Source organism: Chamaesiphon sp. VAR_48_metabat_135_sub, from assembly GCF_031418915.1.
Classification (GTDB): domain Bacteria; phylum Cyanobacteriota; class Cyanobacteriia; order Cyanobacteriales; family Chamaesiphonaceae; genus Chamaesiphon.
In genome coordinates this window covers 15,483-36,721 of the sequence record NZ_JANOJV010000091.1, presented here as the reverse complement: position 1 = coordinate 36,721, position 21,239 = coordinate 15,483, and the positions used below count along the sequence as shown (strand labels likewise).

Here is a 21,239-nt window from a genome sequence, read left to right as displayed (position 1 = left end):
ATAGGCTTTCAAACTATATAGTTGTCTAGGTTCAGGGCGGAAAGATTGGCTCTGGCAGCGGCTTTCGTCGTCTGCGTTTCGCTGTTTCCCTCGACCGCTTTATTAATATAACTCGAACTCCAGGGGTTTGTCAACTCTTTTGTGGAAATTAGTTGAAATTACTGCCCAATAAGGCTTTTAGACCACTTTCTAGTCAGACTTCCTCGTGTCGCGAACATATTTTTTGAGTTCGATACGATGTTTCGATCGAACACTCTAGTCCAATAGAGGTTGGATCTTGATTATTTACTGGTCACTTGCTGGTACATGTTAACGATTAGATCGACTACTTCCTCAATGGCGAGGTTGTCGGTAATAATTTCTGCCGCATCAGTAGCTTTTTTCAATGGGGCAATCTTTCTAGTACTGTCTGTTAGATCGCGCTCGGAGATCGACTGCTCCAATTCCGCCAAGCCTACTTCACCTTGTCCGAGATCGAGTAGATCATGTTGTCGTCTTCTAGCGCGTTCTCTTGCAGATGCGGTCAGAAAAATTTTCACTTGAGCATTTGGGAATACATAGGTACACATATCCCGTCCTTCAGCGACGATGCCACCAGTTGCACCAATTGCCTGTTGTTGTTTGACTAGTTCTGTTCTGACCACCCCTAAAGCGGCAATTGCGGAGACTTTACTCGTCACTGCTTGCGTCCGAATTGCTTCAGTCACATCCACGCCATTTACTAGAACTTTTTCCCCTGTCAGCACAATTTTTGCCTGACTCACCAATTGGGCTATTTTTAGCTCATCATCTGGGGCAAAGTTCGCCTGGATCGCTAGCCAAGCGATCGCTCGGTACATTGCACCAGTATCGAGAAACAACAGTCCTAATCGGGCTGCGACTAGCTTTGTGACGGTAGACTTTCCGGCACCTGCGGGACCATCGATGGCGATAATTGGTAAGGGGGACATGAGAAGAGGAGATGGAGAGGTAATTATCAATTATCAATTATTGAATGTGGCGGTTTTCCACAAACGGTTGGTGAAATAATCATATTATCGATGAGGCGAGTATTTTCGATCCGTCCAGCGATCGCGAGTAGAGCCGATCGATCGAGTGTTTCGATCGATTGTAAGGTTTGAGAATCGACGAGTTCTAGATACTCTAATTCAAATTCAGGTACGGTCCTCAGTTCAGCGGTGACAGTAGCTAGCAGTGACTGAGAATGGATTTCTCCACGATTTGCCAATTCTTGGGCTTGTTGTAAACTGCGGTAAATTACCGTCGCTTGAGATCGTCCTGTTGGCGAGAGATACTGATTGCGAGAACTATGTGCTAAACCGGAATGTGCGCGGAGAGTCGGACAAGCAACAATGTCTACAGGTATATTAAGGTCTGTTACTATTTTACGAATAATTGCCAATTGCTGAGCATCTTTTTCACCGAAATAGGCTCGATCGGGTTGAACGATATTTAGGAGTTTAGTGACGATTGTCGCGACACCCTGAAAATGTCCGGTACGAGTACGTCCGCACAATCCACTCATCATCAGCAGCGGGGGAATGACTTGGGTCAGAGAATCTTTAAGCCCCATGCTTGCTGGGGTGGGTAGAAAGAGTGCGTCTACACCTGCTGTTTCACAAATAACTCGATCGATCTCCAATTGGCGTGGATATCGATCGAGATCTTCGTTTGCCCCAAATTGTAAAGGATTGACGAAAATACTGACAATAGCGACAGTATTTTCATGTCTGGCTCGATCAATTAAACTCTGATGTCCCACATGTAATGCTCCCATTGTCGGTACAAATCCGATCGCCTGAGAGCGGTGAGATTGCAGATAATGACCTAATTCACTGGGAGTAGTAAAAATGGGTAAATCCATTGAAGAAGGGAATAGGGGTTAAGGGTTAGGAAATAGGGATTAGAGAATAGGGGTGCATAATTTTGGACGGGGTTTTGCGATCTGTCTCGATTGATTATCATCGAAATGTTACATCGGGAGCAAACTTAGGTATCTAAAATAATTATTAAATTCCTATTCCCTATTCCCTAACCCCTGACACCCTATTCCCTAACGAAACATACTACTCACCGAGTTTTCTTCATGTACCCGCCAGATGGTTTCGCCTAATAAATTAGCTACAGATAGCACTTTTAGTTGGGGGAACCGTTGCTCTTCCGGCATGGGTAAAGTATTGGTGACGATTACTTCCTCAAATACTCCACTGGATAACCGTTCGATGGCTGGCGGTGAAAATACGGCATGGATCGCACAAGCGTAGACTTGACGCGCTCCTTGCTGACGCAGAATTTTGGCACCTTCAGAAATCGTCCCGCCTGTGTCGATCATATCATCGACAAGGATCGCTGTTTTACCAGCTACATCACCGATTACATTCATCACTTCAGCGATGTTATGCGCCTGACGACGTTTGTCAATAATAGCGAGGGGCGCGTCATTGAGCTTTTTGGCAAAGGCACGAGCGCGGGCGACACCACCAACATCTGGCGATACCACGACCACATCTGGTAAGTTCTTTTTGAGCAAGTAATCAATGATTACGGGCGAGCCGTAAATGTGATCCAGTGGAATATCGAAATAGCCCTGGATTTGAGAGGAATGGAGATCCATCGCCAAGACTCGATCTGCACCAGCAGTGGTAATCTGATTGGCAACTAATTTAGCTGTAATCGACTCACGCCCAGCAGTTTTGCGATCGGCACGAGCATAGCCATAATAGGGGATTACCGCTGTAATTTGCCGCGCCGAAGCCCGCCGACAGGCATCGATCATGATGAATAATTCCATCAAATTATCGTTTACCGGATGACAGGTAGGTTGGATCAGATAAACATCACAGCCGCGAATAGATTCTTGGATCTGGACATAAATTTCCCCATCTGCAAACCGCTTGCGAATCATCGGCCCGAGATCGAGTCCGAGATAGCGAGCAATTTCCTGAGACAGAGGGACATTTGCATTGCCAGAAAACAGTCGGAGACGACTATTATCATTGATGGATGAGAGTATGGGCTGAAGCGTCAAGGTGGCAGAACGGATCACAGCAGACCCTCAATAAGTTCTATATTTTGCATGGCAATTCTAACACTCTCATTCCCCACTCGTCTTGTTAAATCCAAAAAAAGTTTAATTTTTGGCTGATTTGGTAAAGTATTTTACAAAAAAATTAACGATAATATACCATTATCTAACTATTATACCCCTATAAAATCGGCTGTAGTCATGGTAAGTAGACATTTTTGCGCAAATGTGTGGAAACCTCTACATTTGTGATGGTGTCTTTCAAGAGTGGAAAGATACAATAGAAGGCAGACCGATATCAAAATATCGCAAATTTTTACTGTAAATAGCTAGAATCATGACCAACTCTCAAGAAAAAACGATGACTATCGAAGAACGGATCGAGCAAGCACGGGAAGCTGCTCATCAGGCTGGCGAAACGTCCGGTAAAACTTCTCCTGAATTTGCCGTAGCGATGGAAACATTGGAAGAATTACACCAAGAAGCTGGGCATCAACGTAGTGCTAAACCCCAGAATTCCCTCGAACGCTTCTGTAATGAAAATCCAGATGCTCAAGAATGTCTACTCTATGACACCTAGACAGTTGAAAGTTGAAAGTTGAAAGTTACCAGGAAATTGGACCGATAGACATAATCGAGGCATGAAGAATTTTATGTTCCGATTATGTCTATCACTAGTCTCCTCTTGCCACTAAGTAGCTCATGTCTGGTAGTTTCGGGACGATCCCGCCAGGATTGAGGGGAAACAAATTTCCGTAATAATCTTGCAAGATCGTCGCAAAGTCACAGGTCTGGGTGACACCAGGTAAGTGGTAAATTTTTTGAACGTAGGCTTGGATTTGGGGATAGTCTTGAATTCGCCGTCGGTTGCATTTGAACAGGGTATGGTAAACCAAATCGAAGCGAATTAGGGTGGTAAATAGCCGAACATCTGCAAGAGTCAGCAGGTCGCCACAAAGATAATTTTGAGTTGCTAGTGAATCTTCGATTCGATCGAGTGTGGCAAATAATTCGGTATGGGCTTTGTCATAAGCAGTCTGTGTTTGGGCAAAACCGCAGCGGTAGACCCCGTTATTGACAGTTTGGTAGATGACCTCATTCCATCGATCGAGCGAGTCTTGGAGGGCTACTGGTGAGAGATCTAATTCTGGATGAGTAGCATGGTCATTAAATTCTGAGTTGAGGATCTCGACGATCTCGGCACTTTCATTATTAACGATCGAATTAGTCTGAGTATCCCAGAGCATCGGTACTGTCGATCTACCTGTGTAACCTGGATTCGCCAACCGATATAATTGAGCTAAGGTCTTGCAACCATGTTCTGGTTCTGGCAATGCCCAACCACCTGCATTTGCATCGCCGCGAAGAATGGTGATATCGATCGAGTTTTCTAAGCCTTTTAACGCCCGTACTACTAAGGTGCGATGCGCCCAGGGACAACTCCAACCGACGTATAACCGATAGCGATTCGGTTGTGGGGAATAAATGCCATCGATACGATGTCGAAATTCACTTTGGGGGCGTTGATATTCACCCCGACCGTTTCTAGGCGCGAGTTGTGACATCATTACTTGCCAGATTTGCGTCCAGATCGATCTACCAGTTTGGATGATCCAGCTCGGTGGAATTGCCATAGGATTAGGCTTTAGGCTTTAGGCTTTAGGTTTTAGGTACCCAGACAAGATCAACTTGTGGGGTGCTCTTTGTGGGTACCTTTCATCGATATGGGTACTCACGATTGACAACTTATTCTCGAAGTGGCTCTATAATTCCGCTAGGAAAAGTCCTGCGAAATTCTGACATCAGATCGTCCATTTCAATTAGAGCTTGATCTACATCTAGTGATAAATCTCCCAGATTAGGATCTGCCTGAAACTTCAGGAGTAATTCTCGTTTGCCTTCAACTCGATCGATTCGTTCCTGTAAACTCTGTGCGTCCATCATAAATTATTAATTATTAATTATCAATTATCAATTATCCAGCAACTCCTTAACGGCTGCTAAATATTGAGTATCATCGGCTGTCGCTGCTGACTCTAAAAGAATTTCGGGCGTGGGAACGACTCGATCGGGTATGATGCCCAATTTGTGAATATCATGATGATTGGGAGTTTCGTATTTAGCGACGGTGACGGCTAAGCCACTACCATTGGGTAAGTCAAATAGGGATTGAATTAAACCTTTGCCAAATGTTTTGGTACCGATGAGCTTGGCTCTTCCGTTGTCTTGTAAGGCTCCAGCGAGAATTTCACTCGCACTGGCAGTACCTTCATTGACTAATACAGCTAAGGGGGCATCGGTTAAGGCTGTACCTGTAGACTCGATCGAGTCGATCGCACCACGTCGATCGACAGTATAGACGATCGTTCCCTCGTTCAGCCATTGACGGGCAATTTCGACTCCCGCTTGCACCAAGCCACCTGGATTATTGCGTAAATCTAGCACATAGCCTGTCGCCCCTTGCTGTTTAAATTTAGTAATATTCTCACCCAATTCCTCAGCGGCTTTCGCACTGAATTGGGACAGTCGGAGATAACCGATTTTACGCCCATTTTCGGTATGAAGCTCTGCGGTGACGGGATTTAGTTCGATTTTACGACGGATTAAAATTACCTCACGGGGAGACTGATCTGCTGTTTGAACGATCAAACTGACATTCGTCCCCGTTTTACCGCGCATTCTCACCGCCGCCGTATCGAGCGTCAATTCCGACGTGGGAACAGCATCGATTTCGACGATCGTGTCATGGGGCAAAATCCCCGCCTGAGCCGCTGGAGATCCAGCAATCGGGGCAATTACCTCGATCGACTTACTACCCACCTTCACGCCGATTTGTAGCCCCACTCCAGACAATTCTCCAGCCGTGTTCACCTTGAGACTGCGATACTGTTCGGGGCGCAGCAATCGAGTAAACGGTTCATCCAAAGTCGCAATCATCTTGGTAATCGCCTGATAAGCCGCTTCCTCATCGGGAAATTGCTGCTTCATCGTCCGATCTCGCGTCAGCCACCAGTTTTGGTGATTGAAACTCTCATCATAATAAGCCTGATTCACTGTCCGCCAAGCTTGCAACACCAACTGTTGCTCCGGTGTAAGTGCAACCGCTGAAGGAACACCCCAGCACCAAAATAGAGCCACTTGCAGACTCAAAATCCAACCAAACCAAAAACTAGCTCTCACGATCGATCCCACTCTCCTTTCGAGGTGTGTTAAATTTTTCTATGGGTATAAGTAAACGACCGTCAACCAAATACTACTAAATTAACTAATTTTGGGCATATTTGGTAAAAGCACCGATGTCTCAGGCATCTCTACTTTAAAACATCGTAGATCTTACCTCCGCCATTATTTTGAGTCATGGGATCTCGATCCTACTGGCGTTATAATTTATAACACGACATTAGAGAGAAGCACGGCACCCGTCAATGTTTACCAAGCAAGTTACAAATAGTAAAACCTTTCAGTGGTTTAACGAACGCTTAGAAATCCAAGCAATCTCCGATGATATTGCTAGTAAGTACGTTCCGCCCCACGTTAATATCTTCTACTGCCTCGGTGGAATCACACTAGTATGTTTTGTGATTCAGTTTGCCACTGGCTTTGCGATGACATTCTATTATTCGCCGACTGTAGCTGATGCCTTCATCTCCGTTGAAAAAATCATGACTGAAGTTAACTTCGGTTGGTTGATTCGTTCCATCCACCGCTGGAGTGCCAGCATGATGGTACTGATGATGATCCTCCATGTTTTCCGCGTGTATCTCACTGGTGGTTTCAAAAAGCCCCGCGAACTCACCTGGTTAACTGGCGTAATCTTAGCTGTCATCACAGTTAGTTTTGGTGTAACTGGGTATTCTTTACCTTGGGATCAAATCGGCTACTGGGCAGTTAAAATCGTCTCTGGTGTACCTGAAGCAATTCCTGTCGTTGGCGTAGCCATGGCTGACCTCCTCCGTGGTGGTTCTAGCGTCGGTCAAGCAACTTTGACTCGCTACTATAGCTTACACACCTTCGTATTGCCTTGGTTCATTGCTGTGTTCATGTTGTTACACTTCATCATGATCCGCAAGCAAGGTATTTCGGGTCCTTTGTAAATCCTACTTTGTACATGCGGGTTTGGTTGAGTTGATGCGGAAATCTACCCCACCCCAGCCCACCCCATATAAAGCGGATGCAACCACGCGGAGGGAACCACCGCATGTGTTGCACCAAGCAGCGTTTTGCTTTGTACTGTTCTGGTCGGGTGACCAAACCAGTTGACAGTGTAGCGCAACCTTGCAGGGGAGGGAGCAAGAAAAGCCTTCCCCTTCTAAGGGGAGGTAATCAAAGCTCCCCTTAGAAGGGGGGTTAGGGGAGTAAAAATCTTCGTTGAATTCAATCTCCACTTGCATGTAAACGGTAGATTTGAAACACTGAATAACTAATAATTTACGCAATTATTTACTATGTCAACTCTCAAAAAGCCGGATCTGTCCGATCCTTATCTCAGAGCCAAATTAGCTGAAGGCATGGGTCATAACTATTATGGCGAACCAGCTTGGCCGAACGATCTACTTTACATCTTCCCTGTCGTAATCTTTGGTACGATCGGTTGTTGTACAGCGTTAGCTATTCTCGACCCCGCACTAATTGGCGAACCTGCAAATCCGTTTGCAACTCCGCTAGAAATCTTGCCTGAGTGGTACTTATGGCCTGTATTCCAACTCTTGCGCGTGTTACCTAACAAACTGCTAGGAATCGCTTGCATGGCTGGCGTACCATTAGGTCTTTTGGTCGTTCCGTTCCTCGAAAGCGTCAACAAGTTCCAAAATCCATTCCGTCGTCCAGTCGCAATGGCAGTATTCTTATTCGGCACTGTGTTCACTATCTACTTAGGTATCGGGGCTACTTTACCGATTTCCACATCTTTAACTTTAGGTCTATTCTAGACTGATTTCAGTTATTTTCTTGAAACCTATCTAGTTTTACTAGGTAGGTTTTTTATTAGGGATTGGGGGTAGAGCGAACGCTTAATGGATAAGTAAAGAAATTCTCCTGTAGAGCTTGGAGTATAGCCACCAGTGAGACGAGTACATGAATTATCATCAGGAAGGGAATCGTAAATAAAGGGATATCAACTAGTATTCCCAATATTGAAAAACTAATATAGCTGTGGTAATCGTTGGAGTTTTATTCAGGTTGGATAAAAGGGGTAATAAAACCGTTTTCAAAATGATATCCCCTCAGTGCAAATATGCTGGCAATCGCAGAATTGAGAAAATATGCTATTTCAATGCAACTAGCAATAACTAGACATACAGCCATAAAAGTACCATTAACATATTGCTCGATCGCGCTACAAGTCATCGATAATATAAATATATAAAACACTCTAGCGATTAAAGCATTTAGAGCATAGTGGAACGCATACCTACCAGATCGATCGACAAAAGGATGCTTTGGTTTAGTTAGCAACCATAGTAACCCACTAACAACTAGTGCGGCAAATGCAGTTTGGAAACCAAATATAATTGCGTAAATAATTAGTGTAAAACCGATAGAATTAAGATCTCTCGATCCAATAATATTGTTGAAACTGAGAATAATAATAGATCCCACAGGTATCATCCCGATCGCATATAAGAAAGCCGCCAAAGAACGAAACTTTAATGGTATTATATTATTCATGTATTGTTCTCCTCTTGACTCCTGGCTGTGCGATCGATCGATTAAATAGAGCGGATAAAAGGATAGATTAAGCGGCTCCCGAAGTGAGATCCACTCAATGCAAATACTGCAACAACCACAGAGTAGATAGAATATGAAAACATCACAAAAGAGAGCAGAATTAGACTTGCAATGACGGCTGATGGATCTTGATTCCCAACGCCACAAGTTATCGAAAATACAAACATACAAAATGCGGCAAAGACGATCGTACCAAGCAATGTATTCAGCGCACAATTCAAAGCATTTCGACCAGATCGATCGAGAAAGGGATGAATGTCTTTAATTATTAACCACAGTATCCCAATCACGAATATTGACAGAAAAGGTATTAGAGCATTAATTATATGAAGTCCAGCCGCCGCTAATCGAAATTTCAGAGGGATTATATCGTTCATGATTCGATGTTATAAGTAAAAGCCGATCGAAATCAACAACTAATTAAGTTTGATCGAGTGGCAACAGATCGTAATTATATGAATTTGTCGAAATTGGCAACTACAATAGACCAGCTAGGTGACAGAATGCTGCTTGCTTACGAATACTCAAGCTTAAAATGTTATCCATATTTCTAGAGGCTGTGTTAATAATAAAATTGCAAATAGTAATGCTGTAGGCATCATGAAAAGCAGATGGAGTAAAGCTCCCAGTAATCGGAATTTGAGTGATATTCTATCGTTCACGACATCTCTCCATTACCTGCTACTAAATGCGCCCCTGCTGCGCCATCTCGATAGAAGATATTGAAGGTATCAAAGGGAATTAATTTACCGTTAGTTTGTGCCATATGAATGCACGATCGCTTGACCGATCTAACATCGAAATTATAAGGATCTAGGAACTGAACGATTAAGATCCGAAACACATTTTCATAGGTTAATCCTTGAGGAATGGCAACTAATGGCAAGCAACATAATAGTTGTTCCATTTTCACCGCCGACATCGTGGGTGAATTACCCGTCGAGAATAGATCGAATAGTTTCTTTTTGAGTGTATCATTCTGCTCGTAGACAATCGAATTCGGCATCAATTTCAAGAAGGTACTCGGATCTACTAATCCAGCTAGGGGAATCACTTTACCATCGACTTTGAGTGCGTATCCCATCGCCAAACAATCGGGATGACAGGGAACGGGAAGTAAATCTTCAGATTTAAAATGAGGGCTTTGTTCGAGGATCGATCGACGTACCGCAGTCAGGGGATATCGATCGACTTTTGGATCGAAACCTTCCAATCTTCCGGCGACTTGAATCGGTTGAAACGTGACACCACGCACACATTTTTGCGCTAGAGCATAATCGATGATTTTGCCCAACTCACCATCATTCAATCCTTTTTTAACCGTCACAACTAGCGTCGTCGAAATATTAAACTCGTTTAAATTATCGATCGCGCGTTGCCGCATTTGCCGCAAATCTGCCCCGCGTAGCTCTCTCAAAGCTTTCTCTTCAAAACTATCAAATTGCAAATAAACCTCAATTCCAGGCTGATATGCTGCCAGTTGCTCGCAGAATACTCGATCGGTGGCAATCTTCATGCCGTTAGTATTGATCATCAAATGCTTAATCGGTTTAGTCTTCGCCAAATCCAACACCTGGAAAAACTCAGGATGGATCGTTGGCTCACCGCCGCTCAACTGGACGATATCTGGTTCCCCCTCATTCGCCACTACCGCATCGAGCATCAGCTCGATTTCCGCTAAACTGCGGTGATTGCGATTTTTATCCGTTAGCTGTGACACTTCCGCCGCACCGGAATCAGCATAACAAATCGGACAGTCTAAATTACATCGATCGGTAATTTCCACCAATGTCACGCAACTATGCTGCTCGTGATCTGGGCACAATCCGCAGTCATATGGACAGCCACGCTCGATCGAGGTATTAAAATGATGTGGCATATCCCCAGGCTTAATAAAATCCTGACAAAGCTTGTAATATTCAATATCGTCGGCAATTAGCACCTCTTCTCGCCCATGTGTCAGACAATGTTTGACTAGATATACCGCTTCATCGCGAAAGATAATCTTCGCCTCGACTTTCTCTAAACACTGGGAACAGATACTATTAGTCAATCCGTAGAAAAGATAAGAGCGAGTAGGCATAGTTAAATTAGTGAATAGTGGATAGTTTTTAAAAAGCAAGGGGACTCAAACCGCCAATTTTGGTTAAATAGACTCACATCTCACCTGAAGATAATAGACCAATCCTAGCAGACAGGAGATTTGAATTGCGCTCATGCCTAACAGTGGGTGAAAGTCGGGTTTAATAAAATCGATCGACCAACGAAATGCTAAGTAGCAAATCATATAAAATCGAAATAGATCGCCCTGTAAATATGGTTTCCGCTCTCGATATTTGAGGAAAATTAGCAAACCAATCATAAAGATTACCTCGTAGATCTGGGTGGGATGACGAAGGATTCGATCGCCAAAATCCACGCCCCAAGGTAACGCTGTCGGTGTACCATAGGTTTGGTCGCTCAATCCCGTCAAAAAGCAACCAATCCGCCCAATGGCAGTACCAACAATTAGCGGATAGGCAAAAGCATCCCCTGTCGCTGTCTCAATTTTGAGAAATTTCTTGGTGATTTCCACCCCAAAAACCGCGCCGAGTAGTGCGCCCACGATCGTTTTACCACCGATTAATAGCATTACAAAACTAATTTGTCCCGTCCATAGTAGATCTAAATGCTGGACTACCGCCAACAGCTTGGCTCCCAGCATCCCGCCAATTAAACCACCTGCAATTACTACCCCCCGTTGCTCTGCTTTGACGGTACTTTGCCGAAATCGCCGCAATGCTAACCGCAGGGAGACAAAATAAGCAATGCTTTCAAAGACTGGATGGGGATGGAGTTTTAACGCCCCAATCGTTAGATAAACAGGAAATTCCATAATGGCTAAGAACTACGGCATAGTATATACTTAGGATAAACAATAGAAGCTAATATGACTATTATCGTCAATAAATGGGGCAATAGCCTAGGAGTGAGAATCCCTCAGCCAGTAGCTAGTAAAGTCGGGTTTACTGCTGGGATGGCGGTCAATATCGAAGTAGTAGATAATACGGTAGTAATTTCACCTGCAAAAAGAAAGTATCAGCTCGATGAATTATTGATTGGCGTTACGCCGGAATTAATCGGCGGAGAATATGATTGGGGCGAACCTGTTGGCGGCGAAGTATGGTAGTTAAATATATCCCTGCACGAGGTGATATCATCAGGTTAAATTTCGATCCGACATTGGGAAGAGAACAAGCTGGCTACCGCCCAGCACTAATTATTACTGCTAGAGAATTCAATCAAGCTACCAGACTAGCATTAGTTTGTCCGATTACTAGCAAGGTGAAAGGTTTTAATCTAGAGGTGATTTTACCAGAAGGGTTAATTACTAGCGGGGTAGTCTTAACTTTTCAAGTCAAAACAATTGATTGGTTCGAGCGTCAAGTTAAATATGTGGAATCTTTGCCGACAGAAACAATGGATGAAGTAATCGCTAAATTGCAAGCAATGATCACCTGACTTTCTCAAAGCTGGGATTGTTGAATATAATGGGGTTCGATCGTGAATGAGCAAGAATTATTAGATTTAATTGCACGAGCGCGAGATGAAGAGTGGAAAGAATTAAATTTAGATCGATTAGGTCTGAGTATATTGCCACCAGCGATAGGAGACCTGGTAAAGTTAAAACGTTTAATATTAGGGACTCAAGGTAGGTGGGATCGCGATTGTCTAAATCAACTTACCGATCTTCCAGAAGAATTCGGGCGACTAAAAAAGCTAGAAGTGTTAGTGATTTCTTGCAATCAATTAAGATCTATTCCCAAGCCAATCGAGCAACTCACTAATCTTAAAATACTCGATCTAAGTAGGAATAGAATAGAAGCTATCCCTGAGTTTATCGGACAGCTTGCTAATCTTAAAGTACTCAATCTCAGCCGTAATTATATCGAAGTGATTCCTGAGTCAATCGGACAGCTTGCAAATCTCCAGAATCTCAATCTCATTCAAAATATGATAACAGAAATTCCAGATCGGATCGGGCAACTTACCAAGCTCAAATATCTCGATCTCGATCGTAATTATATCGAAGCGATTCCTGAGTCGATCGGGAAACTTACTAATCTAACAATTCTTTATATTCTAGGTAGTGATGAAATTGAAAATATTCCTGAATTGATCGGCGAACTTATCAATCTTCGACGACTCGATCTCAGCTTTAACAAAATCGAAAATATTCCTAAATCAATCGCAAAACTCACCAAAATGAAAGAACTTAGTCTTAGTAATAATCAGATAACTGACATACCTGAATCGATCTCTAAACTCACTAGCCTGAAAGGACTCGATCTGGGGAATAATCAGATAACCACCATACCTGAATTCATTGGAGAACTTGCTAACATTCATAAAATAGATTTAAGGTACAATCCGATCGAAGTTATTCCTTTATCACTACGAAAGCTTGCAAAACTTAGAGATCTTGATTTTTTTCTAGAGTGGGAGCCGATCGATATATCTTAATCTCGCTGATGGGGCTGTGCTTAACGAATCCTCAAATAGCATAGACCTAATTCTAGTATGCTGATAAATAGTACCTATTGACCAAAGACGGATATGGACTGGCAAGAAATTTCTGGGGGAGTGACGGCACCGAGAGGCTTTAGAGCGGCGGGGATTACAGCGGGATTGAAAGCGTCTGGATTGCCCGATTTGGCATTGATATTGTCCGACGTGGATGCGATCGCGGCTGGAGTCTTTACCACCAGTCAGGTTCGAGCTGCTTGCGTTGAATATTGCCGCCAACAGCTTGCTGTCAAACCTAGTGCCAGGGCGATTCTCTGCAATTCGGGACAGGCGAATGCGGCAACTGGCGAAGTTGGTTGGGATGATGCCGTCGCCAGTGCGAATGCCCTCGCTACTGCCCTAAATATCGCCCCGGAAGCGATCTTACTGGCATCGACGGGGGTAATCGGTCAACGCATCAAAATGGATGCTTTAATCGCCGGAATTCCTAGTTTGGTGTCGGCTGCTACCCATGAGGGTGGTGATACGGCGGCGAAGGCAATTATGACCACCGATTTGGTGAGTAAATCGATCGCGTTAGAGACTACAATTGGCGATCGAGCGGTGAGAATTGGCGGGATGGCTAAGGGTTCGGGGATGATCCATCCGAATATGGCGACGATGCTAGCGTTCGTGACTTGTGATGCGGCGGTATCGACGACACTATGGCAACAGATGCTCAGTCGCGCTGCGGACAAGAGTTTTAATCAAGTTACTGTTGATGGGGATACGAGTACCAATGACACGCTGATTGCTTTGGCGAATGGCGAATCCCGCACGCCCGCGATCGTCCAGCCTGGAGCGGAAGCTGATAAACTGGAAGCAATGCTCACTGCTGTCTGTCAGCATTTAGCTCGATCGATCGCCCGGGATGGTGAGGGTGCTACCTGTCTGATTGAAGTGCGGGTATCGGGGACTACAAGCGATCGAGAAGCTCGGCAAATTGCGCGTGAAATCGCTGGATCTTCCTTACTCAAAGCGGCAATTTTCGGACACGATCCTAACTGGGGGCGGATTGCGATGGCGGCTGGGAAGGCTGGCGTACCCTTCGATCAAAATAATTTGGCGGTGCGATTGGGCGATATTCAACTAATGACAAATGGACAACCTTTGACATTCGATCGAGTCGCTGCGAGTAATTATCTCAAAGCTGCCAGTCAAGGGGAATACCTCAAAACAGATACAGTATTAATCTCGGTAGCTGTGGGTAATGGTAGCGGGAGTGGAATTGCTTGGGGCTGCGATCTCAGTTATGACTATGTGAAAATCAACGCCGAATACACAACTTGATTTAGTTGAAAGTTGAAAGTTGAAAGTTAATTATTTACACTGCGACTATATCCCCGACTTATTGAAGAAGCGGCTCTCTCCAGTCGGGGATGTCTCAAAATTGAGGGTAAAATAACAGAATACAATTAAATCTAAATCTTTATGCTAAATTCTCTTGCCGAGAAGCTAAAATCTATAGACAAAAAAACAATTATTATCGGTACCGCTGTAACTACAGGAATTGTGGCGATTGCAGGTGGTGGAGCATATTATTCGCCCTATCTGACGCTCAACAACATGAAAAATGCAACGGAAAATCGTAATCCCGATGCATTGTCACAAGAAATCGATTTTCCTTCGCTCAGGGTTAGTATCAAAGATAATATTAAAGCCCAAATATTGAAACAAATTGCCGGAGCCAGAACGGCTACAACAGCTAAAATGACACCAGAACTAGTCGAAAAAATGGTTGGTCCCACAATCGACAAACTAGTCACACCTGAAGGCATAGAGCAATTAATGCAGGACAAAGTACCTGGAGCTAAAATAGATCTTAGTAATCTCGATCGAGATATGGCTAAATCGGATATTAAAATGGGTTATGAATCACTCGATCGTTTTGTCGTCCATATTACCGATAAAGTCGATCGATCTAAAGATGTCAGCCTAATTTTGAAGCGCGATGGACTAGCGTGGAAACTAGCTGGGATTGATATTTCTAAGTTAGTGGATAGTTAAGAGTTGAAGGTTGCGACGTGTGTTCTGGAGGTTCCCTCCAGGTTGAACATGTCAAGACAGAAAGTGGATAGTGAATTGATTAAACCTAAAACCTAATCCTCTAGTTTCAGCCTGAGATGGACGAGATCTTCGAGAACTTGGCGAATATACTGCTCGATTTGCTGTTTTCGGTCCGATAAATCTTTTAATTGTTGATATCTAGCAATTGCCCTACTCACATTCAAAATTTCTGCCATCGAACAAGGGCGCGTCCATAATTGTCCGTATTCATCCAATCCACACAAGCGATAACCCGCTTGGGGATCGACGGCAGTTAAATCGATCGAATCGATCGTAGTGTAAGGAGTGGGAATAGCTTCTCCTGTCGCTCCTGGCTTAAAAGTGCGAGACTCTAACCATGCAGCTAAAACCGTCCCACTGGCATTGATATTCTCACTCTGTCGATCGATCTCTTGCAATTCTTGCTGCCACTCCATCACCATTTTGTACATTTCTTGGAGCATGTGTGCTGCCAAAATTGGGTTAGCATCTTGACGAAGATTACTAAATTTTGGTACCTCGACTGTGGCTAGTTGAATATTCAATTCTGAATTGTTGTCTGTAGACATATTTATTTAGTGGAAAGCTGAAAGTGAAATGCAACTGATTTTAGTTACAGGTGCGGCTCGATGTGGGAAGAGTGAATGGGCGGAAAAGCTGGCGATCGAAAGTGGTAAAATTGTCACCTATATTGCGACAGCAACGGTCGATCCCGCCGATGCTGAATGGGAAGCCAGAATCCTACGCCATCAACAGCGTCGCCCAGGGACATGGCAGACTGTATCAGCAGTGGAAGATCTCGCTAGTAGGATCGATCGATCTCAGCCTTCAGACTGTCTCCTAGTCGATTCTCTGGGTACTTGGGTGGCAAATTTACTCGATCGATCCGATGCTGAGTGGGAAAAATTGACTGACGAGTTGCTAGGTAAATTAACAGTTAGTTTCGCTACGACAATTTTGGTGTCTGAGGAAACAGGTTGGGGAGTGGTACCAGCTTATCCCAGTGGGCGATTATTTCGCGACAGATTGGGCATGTTGACTCGTCAAATTGGCTCGATCGCGAGTACAGTTTATTTAGTCACTGGCGGTCACGTTTTAAATTTATCGCAACTAGGGACTAAAATTTAGTGGAAAGTTGAAAGCGATTTGGGGTATTCGATCGATGCAGGCGTTTTAGCGATTGATTCAATCCGATCTCGCATGTCGAAATCCTGTTAAAATGAGAATGCCACTAAAATCGATCTCCAGCCATCGTCGCCAGTACTGACTCGTCCATGACAACATCAATCCTCGTTGAAAAGAAGAAACTAGCCAAACCGCCATTAGATATTCACTATCTGGGCGATCGAGTACTCCGTCAGCCTGCTAAACGAATTGCTAGTGTGGATGAAGATATTCGTCGGACGATCGTGGCGATGCTTCAAACTATGTACAGTGCTGACGGTATCGGTTTAGCGGCACCACAAGTAGGCATTAACAAACAATTGATCGTCATCGACTGCGAGCTGGAAAAACCAGAAATTCCGCCGTTGATCCTAATTAATCCTACCATCAAAAAGTACGGCAAAACCCTCTGCAAGGACCAAGAAGGGTGCTTGAGTATTCCTGGCGTGTATTTGGATGTCGAACGTCCAGAGACGATCGAATTGGCTTATAGAGACGAATCTGGTCGTCCGCGCACGCTCAAAGCCGATGGATTACTCGCCCGCGCCATTCAACACGAACTAGATCATCTCAGTGGTGTGTTGTTTGTCGATCGAGTCGAAAATGAACTCGCACTAACTGAGGAACTCAAGAAAAAAGGTTTCTCACTTCAGCATGTCCAACATATCAATTCAGGAGCAAAATAACCGTTCATGTACACCCCAATCACTGGTTTTTGTTTGCTTGGTGCCTCGATTTCAGCGATTGCCGCAGTCGGTTCGGTATTTGAACTCAGTTCTGGTACGCCAGAGCTAGGCATGGCAGTCACAGGCAGCATTTTAGCCGCAGCCATTCCCCTGACAGTTGTCTTCTTTATGACTGCTGTCAAAAATTCTCGGTGAATTAGGCTTTGGGCTGAAAATCTCGCTTGAAAACAATTAAGCCAGATGGCGGATTATGATATTTTTAAGGCTGGGATATGGTTGGACTATGCTTTCAAATCATACTTCATCTTAAAAAGTAGTTTGAGAAGCAGAAAAACTCCAAAACATAGCCCCAATCGATATCATGAAAAATAATATTGTAAAATCTTCGATCATCACAGCCACAATTGCTCTGATGGCTTCAATTATCGGGACTGGAATCGTTGGTATAAATTCAGCCTTAGCTGTGACACTGGGTACTAATACGATCGTCAATGGAGATGCCGAATCGCCTGTCGATCCTGTGACTGGCCAGATTGCTGGTTGGACGACAAATTCCGACTTTCGAGTGGTTGGGTACGGTACCACTAGCACTGTCCCAGGAACTATTTTTCCCCAAACTACAGATCCAGGACCAGTAAATCGCGGTAACAATTTCTTTTATGGCGGACCAGAATGGCGGAACACTGCTGTATCCCAACAAATTGATGTATCGACACTTTCTAGTATTATCGATGCAGGTCATGCACAATCCGATCTATCCGCCTTTTTTGGTGGTAGTCCCGGTCAATTGGATATTGCGTATCTGCGAGTGATTTTTAATAGTGAAGTTATCGGTGGAACCGCTCAAACCCTAGGCGGTTATGAGCTTGGAGATTCATCTGTGACTATGCCTGGACTATTTGAGAAAAATAATGTGGGGTTAGTTCCTATCGGAACTCGAAGTATTTCGGTGAATTTATTTAGTAGAGGATTTCCTGGCTACTCAGGTTTTGCATCTGGATATTTTGATAATATTTCTTTAGTGCTCACTGATACTACTGCGCCTGCTGCTAGCGTCCCCGAACCTGCTGCGGTACCAGGCTTATTGATTGGCGGGGCTGTTGTATTTTATGCGATTAAGAAACGTCAAGCAAAACTATAAACCGTCCCGAATGCCATGCTTCACAGTTACTTTCAATCCTAAAGCAATTCGTCCATCAACTGCATGACTTGAACTGCACCATCAGATAACCTGTCGAATGGTGAGAGCATAATCTGGGCTTCCAATATGCCTTTGAGGGCGATTAGTTTCAGACTATTTTCAGCATGGGATTGGGAGATCGGTACTGCGGCGGGAAGATACCCGATTGCCCCCAAATCGGACAGGAGTGCTCTTCTAACTTGTAAATCACTATTTGATAAAGATCGTACCAATCGATCGCCATAGGCCGCATCCTGGGTCAATTGGTACATAGCTCGCAACCCAGCATACTCAATCCGAGGAATTGGATGTGCGAGGAATGGTTGAATTAATGGTACAGCAGCCGTTACGCCCAAGGTACCTAATGTTTCTAAGATGGAATCATAAGGTTGAGAAAAATCTTCGCCCTGTGGTAATAGTTTTCCATCTCGAACGGATGCAGTTAAGATCTCAACTAAATGCGGAATACAGGCAGGATCTCCCAACATTTCTAGAGATTGTGCCGCCGCCTCGCGCACATAAAAATCCGTGCAGCTCAAACACTCAATCAAACCAGGCACAGCCTGAAGATCGTTCAATTTCCCTAATGCTCTAGCCGCATTTCGACGCAGTGGGTAGCCACCTTCGGGAGTACGATCTGCTTCATCTTTCAAAGCGGCAATCAATCCAATCACAGCCGCAGGATCGTTTACCCGAAATTTACCCAGCCACCAGGCTGCATATATTCGCAACCCTAAATCTTCGCCATAGAGATTCTCGATCGCTTGTGCTATGGTTAGTGGTTCGCCAGCTTGAATTTCCGAGTCATCATCCATTATTGTTCTTGCGTCGCCTGGATTAAAATCTGCGATCTATCCCTATTTTACAGCCTACAGATAAAAAAATACCCTAAGTCATTTCCCATCGCCAACGAAATCGCAAACGGCTGGAATTGACTTAGGGTTAGAGCAATTGACTAGCTCAAGGAGTTAATTGCATAGTCGAGGTAAGAATTAGCTTCTACCGCAGCATCGCCAGACAAACCGTGGTTTGCTTTGATGTACTTGAGAGCTTCAACATACCAGCTAGGGGATAAGTCAAAAGTTTTGTTGATTTCAGCCAAACCACCCAAGAGGTAGTCATCCATAGGACCAGTACCGCCAACTACGCAGCAGTAAGTTACCATGCGCAGGTAGTAACCGATGTCACGTACACACTTTGCTTTACCAGTAGCGGTAGCTGCAAAGTTAGGACCAGACATGGTGGTGGTGTAAGGGAATTTTTTGTACACAGCATCAGCCGCGCCGCTGGCTAAGGAATCAGCTTTAGCAGTCAATCCTTTAGCAGCAGTCAAGCTAGCAGTAGCTTGGCGGAAACGACCAAAAGCAACTTGAATTTCGGTACTGCTCAAAAAGCGACCTTGAGAATCAGCAGTAGCTACAGCTTCGGTTAATGGAGTTTTCATGTTTTTTTATGTCCTTTATGAATGGTTTACATTAGTTGAAAGTTGCGATGCGCGCTCGTCTTTGTTCCCCGACGGTTTGCGGATGCGCGCTCCTCGGCTTTGCCGAGGGTTTAGCGCACCAAGCAACGAAAAGTGCTGCTGGTCGGGTGACTCGCCCAGTGGGGAACCCGTCCAAAAGTGCGCCGCAAGTGGAGCACCTTTTCAAGACAGCGGCGTTTTTATTCGGGGGTTCCCCCCGAATAAAAAAACGACTTTGGCGGCGCATCAAGACAGAAAATTAAAAGTTGAAAGTTAAAAGTCAACTAAATATAGCTGGTTTGTTTTGTCCACCTGCTAGTTAGCTATTTCGCTTTCCACTTTCCACTTTCTGTCTGAAACTAGCCTACTGCTGCTGCAGCGCGATCGAAGTAACCAGCTACTTCAGACATCAACGCGCTACAGTCGCCATTGGTGACTCCATTTTTGTCAGCAGCAATTGCGACAGCAGCATCTTTCATTTTGCTAACACCAGCAGCTACGGATGCACCTGGAGTACCTAATGCTAAGTAAGTTTCACGTAAACCATTCAAACAACGGTCGTCGAGGACGGAAGCGTCACCTGCGAAGATCGCATAAGTTACATAGCGGAGAATGATTTCCATGTCGCGAAGACAAGCTGCCATGCGGCGGCTAGTATAAGCGTTTCCACCTGGAGCAATCAGATTTGGTTGGTCAGCAAATAAGCTCCGTGCTGCGTTAGCGACGATGGTGGAGGAGTTGCTCGTGATCCGGTTGACAGTATCCATCCGCTTGTTGCCGTCGGCTACCATTGCGGATAATGCGTCTAACTGTCCAGCACTCAGGTATTGACCTTGAGCGTCTGCTTGAGCAACAACCTTAGAGAATCCGTCTAACATAATATTTAATCCTTTTACGCGCTTAATAGTTTTTGGTGTTAAATGAACCTATGAGAGGTTCCTCTTGATAGCGTAACATAGCTTAATGAATCTGTGAAAACTCTCGTACTAAGATGAGAGGCTAACCAGTTTTCGCTAGTTGGCATCGATTTGGTGTTTAGTAACCAGCACTACCTATTAAGTTAAATTTATACAATGTTATGGGCCCTGTTGTCTACTTCTGCCGATCTTTGTCACAAACGTTAATATTCTCTCCCTGCCAAGCTTCTAACTTGGATAATTGGTACCATAGTTACACCACTTTTGCGCTGTGAGCACAAAAAAAAATCGCTTAAATGTTTCCCTCGATGAGATCGAGCGCGAGAAGCTAGAGAAGCTCGCTGCTGACTCTGGGCTTTCGCTTTCACGCACGATCGCCCAATTAATCCGTAAGGCTAAGAGTAAACCCAAAGATGACGATCCCACAAACAGCTAAAAACCCAGCTTCTCTAAGAAACTGGGCGAAAATCTTTACAAGGCACGATCC

25 protein-coding genes and 1 pseudogene are annotated in these 21,239 nt (G+C 44.4%); 13 read left to right on the top strand and 13 right to left on the bottom strand.

The window, feature by feature from the left end:
- Positions 1 to 281: 281 nt before the first annotated feature.
- Positions 282 to 1,864: pseudogene (locus tag RMO55_RS07115) on the bottom strand (bifunctional pantoate--beta-alanine ligase/(d)CMP kinase).
- Positions 1,865 to 2,053: 189 nt separating this feature from the next.
- Positions 2,054 to 3,046, bottom strand: coding sequence for a ribose-phosphate pyrophosphokinase (locus tag RMO55_RS07110; RefSeq protein WP_310425333.1), 993 nt, complete (start codon positions 3,044 to 3,046; stop codon positions 2,054 to 2,056).
- Positions 3,047 to 3,362: 316 nt separating this feature from the next.
- Here RMO55_RS07110 and RMO55_RS07105 point away from each other — a divergent pair, with 316 nt between their 5' ends.
- Positions 3,363 to 3,605: a Calvin cycle protein CP12 gene (locus tag RMO55_RS07105; protein WP_310425331.1), complete on the top strand. Its 243-nt coding sequence runs from the start codon at positions 3,363 to 3,365 to the stop codon at positions 3,603 to 3,605.
- 94 nt (positions 3,606 to 3,699) lie between these two features.
- Here the strand turns inward: RMO55_RS07105 and RMO55_RS07100 are convergent, their stop codons facing one another.
- The 3 genes from RMO55_RS07100 to ctpA all read right to left on the bottom strand — a co-directional run bounded on the left by RMO55_RS07100 (position 3,700) and on the right by ctpA (position 6,208).
- Entirely contained in the window at positions 3,700 to 4,659 is a 960-nt protein-coding gene (locus RMO55_RS07100; protein WP_310425330.1) for a glutathione S-transferase C-terminal domain-containing protein, read from the bottom strand.
- 112 nt (positions 4,660 to 4,771) lie between these two features.
- Positions 4,772 to 4,969, bottom strand: coding sequence for a hypothetical protein (locus RMO55_RS07095; RefSeq protein ID WP_310425328.1), 198 nt, complete (start codon positions 4,967 to 4,969; stop codon positions 4,772 to 4,774).
- 27 nt (positions 4,970 to 4,996) lie between these two features.
- Positions 4,997 to 6,208, bottom strand: a complete 1,212-nt coding sequence (gene ctpA, locus RMO55_RS07090; RefSeq protein WP_396134205.1) for a carboxyl-terminal processing protease CtpA — start codon at positions 6,206 to 6,208, stop codon at positions 4,997 to 4,999.
- Positions 6,209 to 6,450: 242 nt separating this feature from the next.
- On the opposite strand from ctpA, the gene petB reads away from it, so the two are divergent.
- Entirely contained in the window at positions 6,451 to 7,119 is a 669-nt protein-coding gene (petB, locus tag RMO55_RS07085; RefSeq protein ID WP_310425327.1) for a cytochrome b6, read from the top strand.
- Between the two features lie 351 nt (positions 7,120 to 7,470).
- Entirely contained in the window at positions 7,471 to 7,953 is a 483-nt protein-coding gene (gene petD / locus RMO55_RS07080; RefSeq protein WP_310425325.1) for a cytochrome b6-f complex subunit IV, read from the top strand.
- Between the two features lie 241 nt (positions 7,954 to 8,194).
- Here the strand turns inward: petD and RMO55_RS07075 are convergent, their stop codons facing one another.
- The 4 genes from RMO55_RS07075 to RMO55_RS07060 form a co-directional block, all read right to left on the bottom strand.
- Positions 8,195 to 8,692 (bottom strand): hypothetical protein, encoded by a 498-nt coding sequence (locus RMO55_RS07075; protein WP_310425324.1) that lies wholly within the window; start codon positions 8,690 to 8,692, stop codon positions 8,195 to 8,197.
- Between the two features lie 41 nt (positions 8,693 to 8,733).
- Positions 8,734 to 9,129: a DUF4870 domain-containing protein gene (locus RMO55_RS07070; RefSeq protein ID WP_310425323.1), complete on the bottom strand. Its 396-nt coding sequence runs from the start codon at positions 9,127 to 9,129 to the stop codon at positions 8,734 to 8,736.
- 281 nt (positions 9,130 to 9,410) lie between these two features.
- The gene (locus tag RMO55_RS07065; RefSeq protein ID WP_310425322.1) at positions 9,411 to 10,835 is read right to left on the bottom strand and encodes a radical SAM protein; all 1,425 of its coding nucleotides are present in this window, start codon (positions 10,833 to 10,835) and stop codon (positions 9,411 to 9,413) included.
- A gap of 63 nt (positions 10,836 to 10,898) precedes the next feature.
- Positions 10,899 to 11,627 carry a prolipoprotein diacylglyceryl transferase family protein gene (locus tag RMO55_RS07060; protein WP_310425320.1) on the bottom strand — a complete coding sequence of 243 codons (729 nt, stop codon included), beginning with the start codon at positions 11,625 to 11,627 and terminating at the stop codon, positions 10,899 to 10,901.
- Positions 11,628 to 11,681: 54 nt separating this feature from the next.
- Between RMO55_RS07060 and RMO55_RS07055 the strand changes: the two genes are divergently transcribed.
- The 5 genes from RMO55_RS07055 to RMO55_RS07035 all read left to right on the top strand — a co-directional run bounded on the left by RMO55_RS07055 (position 11,682) and on the right by RMO55_RS07035 (position 15,304).
- Positions 11,682 to 11,921 carry an AbrB/MazE/SpoVT family DNA-binding domain-containing protein gene (locus RMO55_RS07055; RefSeq protein WP_310425318.1) on the top strand — a complete coding sequence of 80 codons (240 nt, stop codon included), beginning with the start codon at positions 11,682 to 11,684 and terminating at the stop codon, positions 11,919 to 11,921.
- On the top strand, positions 11,915 to 12,253 hold the full coding sequence (locus RMO55_RS07050; protein WP_310425316.1) for a type II toxin-antitoxin system PemK/MazF family toxin: 339 nt from the start codon (positions 11,915 to 11,917) through the stop codon (positions 12,251 to 12,253). Before RMO55_RS07055 ends, RMO55_RS07050 begins: the two co-directional genes overlap by 7 nt.
- Positions 12,254 to 12,295: 42 nt before the next feature.
- Entirely contained in the window at positions 12,296 to 13,255 is a 960-nt protein-coding gene (locus tag RMO55_RS07045; RefSeq protein ID WP_310425314.1) for a leucine-rich repeat domain-containing protein, read from the top strand.
- Positions 13,256 to 13,348: 93 nt separating this feature from the next.
- Entirely contained in the window at positions 13,349 to 14,587 is a 1,239-nt protein-coding gene (argJ, locus tag RMO55_RS07040) for a bifunctional ornithine acetyltransferase/N-acetylglutamate synthase (protein WP_310425312.1), read from the top strand.
- Between the two features lie 141 nt (positions 14,588 to 14,728).
- On the top strand, positions 14,729 to 15,304 hold the full coding sequence (locus tag RMO55_RS07035; protein ID WP_310425311.1) for a DUF2939 domain-containing protein: 576 nt from the start codon (positions 14,729 to 14,731) through the stop codon (positions 15,302 to 15,304).
- A gap of 92 nt (positions 15,305 to 15,396) precedes the next feature.
- Here RMO55_RS07035 and RMO55_RS07030 read toward each other — a convergent pair whose 3' ends face one another.
- Positions 15,397 to 15,912, bottom strand: coding sequence for a hypothetical protein (locus tag RMO55_RS07030; protein WP_310425310.1), 516 nt, complete (start codon positions 15,910 to 15,912; stop codon positions 15,397 to 15,399).
- Positions 15,913 to 15,940: 28 nt separating this feature from the next.
- Here RMO55_RS07030 and cobU point away from each other — a divergent pair, with 28 nt between their 5' ends.
- The 4 genes from cobU to RMO55_RS07010 all read left to right on the top strand — a co-directional run bounded on the left by cobU (position 15,941) and on the right by RMO55_RS07010 (position 18,334).
- Complete coding sequence (gene cobU / locus RMO55_RS07025; RefSeq protein WP_310425309.1) at positions 15,941 to 16,471, top strand: bifunctional adenosylcobinamide kinase/adenosylcobinamide-phosphate guanylyltransferase; 531 nt, start codon at positions 15,941 to 15,943, stop codon at positions 16,469 to 16,471.
- 146 nt (positions 16,472 to 16,617) lie between these two features.
- Positions 16,618 to 17,193: a peptide deformylase gene (gene def, locus RMO55_RS07020; RefSeq protein WP_310425307.1), complete on the top strand. Its 576-nt coding sequence runs from the start codon at positions 16,618 to 16,620 to the stop codon at positions 17,191 to 17,193.
- Between the two features lie 6 nt (positions 17,194 to 17,199).
- Positions 17,200 to 17,388, top strand: a complete 189-nt coding sequence (locus RMO55_RS07015; protein WP_310425306.1) for a hypothetical protein — start codon at positions 17,200 to 17,202, stop codon at positions 17,386 to 17,388.
- A 166-nt stretch (positions 17,389 to 17,554) separates the two neighbouring features.
- On the top strand, positions 17,555 to 18,334 hold the full coding sequence (locus tag RMO55_RS07010; RefSeq protein ID WP_310425305.1) for a PEP-CTERM sorting domain-containing protein: 780 nt from the start codon (positions 17,555 to 17,557) through the stop codon (positions 18,332 to 18,334).
- 38 nt (positions 18,335 to 18,372) lie between these two features.
- Here RMO55_RS07010 and RMO55_RS07005 read toward each other — a convergent pair whose 3' ends face one another.
- The 3 genes from RMO55_RS07005 to RMO55_RS06995 form a co-directional block, all read right to left on the bottom strand.
- Complete coding sequence (locus RMO55_RS07005) at positions 18,373 to 19,188, bottom strand: HEAT repeat domain-containing protein (RefSeq protein WP_310425303.1); 816 nt, start codon at positions 19,186 to 19,188, stop codon at positions 18,373 to 18,375.
- Positions 19,189 to 19,328: 140 nt separating this feature from the next.
- Positions 19,329 to 19,817, bottom strand: coding sequence for a phycocyanin subunit alpha (gene cpcA / locus RMO55_RS07000; protein ID WP_310425300.1), 489 nt, complete (start codon positions 19,815 to 19,817; stop codon positions 19,329 to 19,331).
- 377 nt (positions 19,818 to 20,194) lie between these two features.
- On the bottom strand, positions 20,195 to 20,713 hold the full coding sequence (locus tag RMO55_RS06995; RefSeq protein ID WP_396134203.1) for a phycocyanin subunit beta: 519 nt from the start codon (positions 20,711 to 20,713) through the stop codon (positions 20,195 to 20,197).
- 310 nt (positions 20,714 to 21,023) lie between these two features.
- Between RMO55_RS06995 and RMO55_RS06990 the strand changes: the two genes are divergently transcribed.
- Positions 21,024 to 21,188: a hypothetical protein gene (locus tag RMO55_RS06990; RefSeq protein ID WP_310425298.1), complete on the top strand. Its 165-nt coding sequence runs from the start codon at positions 21,024 to 21,026 to the stop codon at positions 21,186 to 21,188.
- Positions 21,189 to 21,239: the final 51 nt, after the last annotated feature.